Origin of the sequence: Microbacterium zouquanmingi (genome assembly GCF_052266675.1) — a bacterium.
GTDB lineage: Bacteria > Actinomycetota > Actinomycetes > Actinomycetales > Microbacteriaceae > Microbacterium.
The window spans coordinates 1-5,560 of sequence record NZ_JBQPRA010000008.1 but is presented as its reverse complement, the minus strand read 5'-3'; the positions used below and the strand labels follow the sequence as shown (position 1 = coordinate 5,560).

At 54.1% G+C, this 5,560-nt stretch carries 3 rRNA genes; all 3 read right to left on the bottom strand.

Annotated elements, in window-relative coordinates:
* Positions 1–16: 16 nt before the first annotated feature.
* A 5S ribosomal RNA gene (gene rrf, locus ACTU6V_RS15130) occupies positions 17–133 on the bottom strand.
* A gap of 129 nt (positions 134–262) precedes the next feature.
* Positions 263–3,371 (bottom strand): 23S ribosomal RNA (locus ACTU6V_RS15125).
* A 404-nt stretch (positions 3,372–3,775) separates the two neighbouring features.
* Positions 3,776–5,300: ribosomal RNA gene (locus ACTU6V_RS15120) — 16S ribosomal RNA — on the bottom strand.
* Together the 16S, 23S and 5S rRNA genes form the textbook arrangement of a ribosomal RNA operon.
* Between the last annotated feature and the right edge of the window lie 260 nt (positions 5,301–5,560).

Here is a 5,560-nt window from a genome sequence, read left to right as displayed (position 1 = left end):
ATTCTGTCTAAAAGGAGTTCGGCGGTGTCCTACTCTCCCACAGGGTCCCCCCTGCAGTACCATCGGCGCTGTGAGGCTTAGCTTCCGGGTTCGGAATGTGACCGGGCGTTTCCCTCACGCTATGGCCGCCGAAACACTATTGATGTTTCAATCAAACCTAAAGGAGCACGTATGAAACGTGCTTTTTAGGGTTCTCGACCGTACATCGAGAACCACTCAGTGGACGCGGAGCATCAGAAAGTTTCGAACTGATGTTTTAAGTGTTATCAAGTCATCGGCTTATTAGTACCAGTCAGCTGCACACCTTGCGGTGCTTCCACATCTGGCCTATCAACCCAGTAGTCTGGCTGGGAGCCTCTCGCCCCGAAGGGCATGGAAGTCTCATCTTGAGGCCGGCTTCCCGCTTAGATGCTTTCAGCGGTTATCCATCCCGAACGTAGCTAATCAGCGGTGCTCCTGGCGGAACAACTGACACACCAGAGGTTCGTTCAACCCGGTCCTCTCGTACTAGGGTCAAATCCTCTCAAACTTCCTACGCGCGCAGCGGATAGGGACCGAACTGTCTCACGACGTTCTAAACCCAGCTCGCGTACCGCTTTAATGGGCGAACAGCCCAACCCTTGGGACCTACTCCAGCCCCAGGATGCGACGAGCCGACATCGAGGTGCCAAACCATGCCGTCGATATGGACTCTTGGGCAAGATCAGCCTGTTATCCCCGAGGTACCTTTTATCCGTTGAGCGACAGCGCTTCCACAAGCCACTGCCGGATCACTAGTCCCGACTTTCGTCCCTGCTCGACCTGTCAGTCTCACAGTCAAGCTCCCTTGTGCACTTACACTCGCCACCTGATTGCCAACCAGGTTGAGGGAACCTTTGGGCGCCTCCGTTACTCTTTAGGAGGCAACCGCCCCAGTTAAACTACCCACCAGGCACTGTCCCTGAACCGGATCACGGTTCGAAGTTAGATATCCAATATGACCAGAGTGGTATTTCAACATTGACTCCACATGAACTGGCGTCCACGCTTCAAAGTCTCCCACCTATCCTACACAAGCCACACCGAACACCAATACCAAGCTGTAGTAAAGGTCACGGGGTCTTTCCGTCCTGCTGCGCGTAACGAGCATCTTTACTCGTAATGCAATTTCGCCGAGTTCGTGGTTGAGACAGCTGGGAAGTCGTTACGCCATTCGTGCAGGTCGGAACTTACCCGACAAGGAATTTCGCTACCTTAGGATGGTTATAGTTACCACCGCCGTTTACTGGGGCTTAAATTCTCAGCTTCGCCTTGCGGCTAACCGGTCCTCTTAACCTTCCAGCACCGGGCAGGCGTCAGTCCGTATACATCGTCTTGCGACTTGGCACGGACCTGTGTTTTTAATAAACAGTCGCTACCCACTAGTCTCTGCGGCCACCACGCCCTTTTCGGAGTAAATCCGTATAAGCGGGTGGCCCCCCTTCTCCCGAAGTTACGGGGGCATTTTGCCGAGTTCCTTAACCACGATTCTCTCGATCTCCTTGGTATTCTCTACCTGACCACCTGAGTCGGTTTGGGGTACGGGCGGCTAGAACCTCGCGTCGATGCTTTTCTTGGCAGCATAGGATCATCCACTTTTTATCCGCATCGTGTCTCAGCCTATGTGAGTCGCGGATTTGCCTACGACTCGGCCTACGCACTTGCACCAGGACAACCATCGCCTGGCTTGGACTACCTTCCTGCGTCACACCTGTTAATACGCTAACCGCACCAGCATGGGGTCGTACGCTAGGCCTCACCCCATCACCCCGAAGGGATCCGGTCATGAGGATTCAGATACTTAGCACCACTGGATTAGCTTGGGCGGTTCTTCGCCGGTACGGGAATATCAACCCGTTGTCCATCGACTACGCCTGTCGGCCTCGCCTTAGGTCCCGACTTACCCAGGGAAGATTAGCTTGACCCTGGAACCCTTGGTCTTTCGGAGGACGTGTTTCTCACACGTCTTTCGCTACTCATGCCTGCATTCTCACTCGTGTAGCCTCCACGGCTGGATCACTCCGCCGCTTCGCTGGCCACACGACGCTCTCCTACCCATCAACACGGCTGGACCACGAAGGCCTACCAATAATGTCAATGCCACAACTTCGGTGGCGTGCTTGAGCCCCGTTACATTGTCGGCGCGGAATCACTTGACCAGTGAGCTATTACGCACTCTTTCAAGGGTGGCTGCTTCTAAGCCAACCTCCTGGTTGTCACAGCAACTCCACATCCTTTTCCACTTAGCACGCGCTTAGGGACCTTAGATGGTGGTCTGGGTTGTTTCCCTCTCGACTATGAAGCTTATCCCCCACAGTCTCACTGCTGCGCTCTCACTTACCGGCATTCGGAGTTTGGCTGACGTCAGTAACCTTGTAGGGCCCATCGGCCATCCAGTAGCTCTACCTCCGGCAAGAAACACGCAACGCTGCACCTAAATGCATTTCGGAGAGAACCAGCTATCACGAAGTTTGATTGGCCTTTCACCCCTATCCACAGCTCATCCCCTCAGTTTTCAACCTAAGTGGGTTCGGTCCTCCACGTGCTCTTACACACGCTTCAACCTGGCCATGGATAGATCACTTCGCTTCGGGTCTAGGACATGCGACTGAATCGCCCTATTCAGACTCGCTTTCGCTACGGCTACCCCACACGGGTTAACCTCGCCACATATCACTAACTCGCAGGCTCATTCTTCAAAAGGCACGCTGTCACCCCTACTAAGGAGGCTCCAACGGTTTGTAAGCAAACGGTTTCAGGTACTATTTCACTCCCCTCCCGGGGTACTTTTCACCTTTCCCTCACGGTACTTGTCCGCTATCGGTCATCTGGAAGTATTTAGGCTTATCAGGTGGTCCTGACAGATTCACACGGGATTTCTCGGGCCCCGTGCTACTTGGGATACTCTTCACGCCAGAACACGCATTTCGGCTACGGGGTTGGCACCCTCTATGACCGGCCTTTCAAGACCGTTCGCCTATACGCTTCTGTAACGTCGCCACCTCGGCAGAGATGACTGAAAAGTCCCACAACCCCGAACATGCAACTCCTGCCGGATATCACACACACTCGGTTTAGCCTGATCCGGTTTCGCTCGCCACTACTAACGGAATCGCGGTTGCTTTCTCTTCCTGTGGGTACTGAGATGTTTCACTTCCCCACGTTCCCTCTACCCGCCCTATATATTCAGGCGGGAGTCACTAGGTCGGCACGCCGCCCAGCGGGGTTTCCCCATTCGGACACCCTCGGATCAAAACTTGCTTATCAGTTCCCCGAGGCTTATCGCAGATTGCTACGTCCTTCTTCGGCTCCAGATGCCAAGGCATCCACCGTTTGCTCTTAAAGACTTGAAACAACATGAGTTCGAATCGTCAAAAATTGACTAATGATCTTTAAGATCATCTTTCTGAACCAATCCCGAAGGATCAGTTCAAAGATGCTCGCGTCCACTGTGTAGTTCTCAAAGTACGGGCGGTACCCCTCACCGCAACCAGCCAAAGCCAGAAACGACAAAAGGCCCAGAGGAACAGTCCCAAGACCTGCTTCCAAAGAAACAAACCCGGTTCCGGTCCCTCAGGACCCAACAGCGTGCAAGCACCACATCCACACAACATTCCGTTCCAACCGCCGAAGCAGCGTACTAAAAACACCATGCATCCGTGATGCCATGTCAAATGTTCCACCCATGAGCTCCCAGCAGAAACGTATGCTCTGATCTGGGCTCTGTCACCCCCGAAGGGATGCAGTTGCTCCTTAGAAAGGAGGTGATCCAGCCGCACCTTCCGGTACGGCTACCTTGTTACGACTTAGTCCTAATTACCGATCCCACCTTCGACAGCTCCCTCCCACAAGGGGTTAGGCCACCGGCTTCAGGTGTTACCGACTTTCATGACTTGACGGGCGGTGTGTACAAGACCCGGGAACGTATTCACCGCAGCGTTGCTGATCTGCGATTACTAGCGACTCCGACTTCATGAGGTCGAGTTGCAGACCTCAATCCGAACTGGGACCGGCTTTTTGGGATTCGCTCCACCTCACGGTATCGCTGCCCATTGTACCGGCCATTGTAGCATGCGTGAAGCCCAAGACATAAGGGGCATGATGATTTGACGTCATCCCCACCTTCCTCCGAGTTGACCCCGGCAGTATCCCATGAGTTCCCACCATTACGTGCTGGCAACATAGAACGAGGGTTGCGCTCGTTGCGGGACTTAACCCAACATCTCACGACACGAGCTGACGACAACCATGCACCACCTGTTTACGAGTGTCCAAAGAGTTGACCATTTCTGGCCCGTTCTCGTATATGTCAAGCCTTGGTAAGGTTCTTCGCGTTGCATCGAATTAATCCGCATGCTCCGCCGCTTGTGCGGGTCCCCGTCAATTCCTTTGAGTTTTAGCCTTGCGGCCGTACTCCCCAGGCGGGGAACTTAATGCGTTAGCTGCGTCACGGAATCCGTGGAATGGACCCCACAACTAGTTCCCAACGTTTACGGGGTGGACTACCAGGGTATCTAAGCCTGTTTGCTCCCCACCCTTTCGCTCCTCAGCGTCAGTAACGGCCCAGAGATCTGCCTTCGCCATCGGTGTTCCTCCTGATATCTGCGCATTCCACCGCTACACCAGGAATTCCAATCTCCCCTACCGCACTCTAGTCTGCCCGTACCCACTGCAGGCTGGAGGTTGAGCCTCCAGATTTCACAGCAGACGCGACAAACCGCCTACGAGCTCTTTACGCCCAATAATTCCGGATAACGCTTGCACCCTACGTATTACCGCGGCTGCTGGCACGTAGTTAGCCGGTGCTTTTTCTGCAGGTACCGTCACTTACGCTTCTTCCCTGCTAAAAGAGGTTTACAACCCGAAGGCCGTCATCCCTCACGCGGCGTTGCTGCATCAGGCTTGCGCCCATTGTGCAATATTCCCCACTGCTGCCTCCCGTAGGAGTCTGGGCCGTGTCTCAGTCCCAGTGTGGCCGGTCACCCTCTCAGGCCGGCTACCCGTCGACGCCTTGGTGAGCCATTACCTCACCAACAAGCTGATAGGCCGCGAGCCCATCCCCAACCAAAAAATCTTTCCAGTAACTGATCATGCGATCGCTACTCGTATCCAGTATTAGACGCCGTTTCCAGCGCTTATCCCAGAGTCAGGGGCAGGTTGCTCACGTGTTACTCACCCGTTCGCCACTAATCCACCCAGCAAGCTAGGCTTCATCGTTCGACTTGCATGTGTTAAGCACGCCGCCAGCGTTCATCCTGAGCCAGGATCAAACTCTCCGTAAAAAAAGAATGCATACAACCACCGGAATAAGGTGAGCTGCAGCGAGTTTGAAACTGACCAAAGAGACAAATTCATTGCTGACTTCATCCGAATGCCAACCCCCAAAGGGATTGGTCTTTGATCCAAAGGAATCTCCCTAGCCGAAGCTAGACGAGGTTATTTGGCATTTGACAAGTGCACGCTGTTGAGTTCTCAAGGATCGGACGCACCCACGACCCGGCCATCACAACCAGGCCCGCAGGGCAACTTCTCAATCTTACCC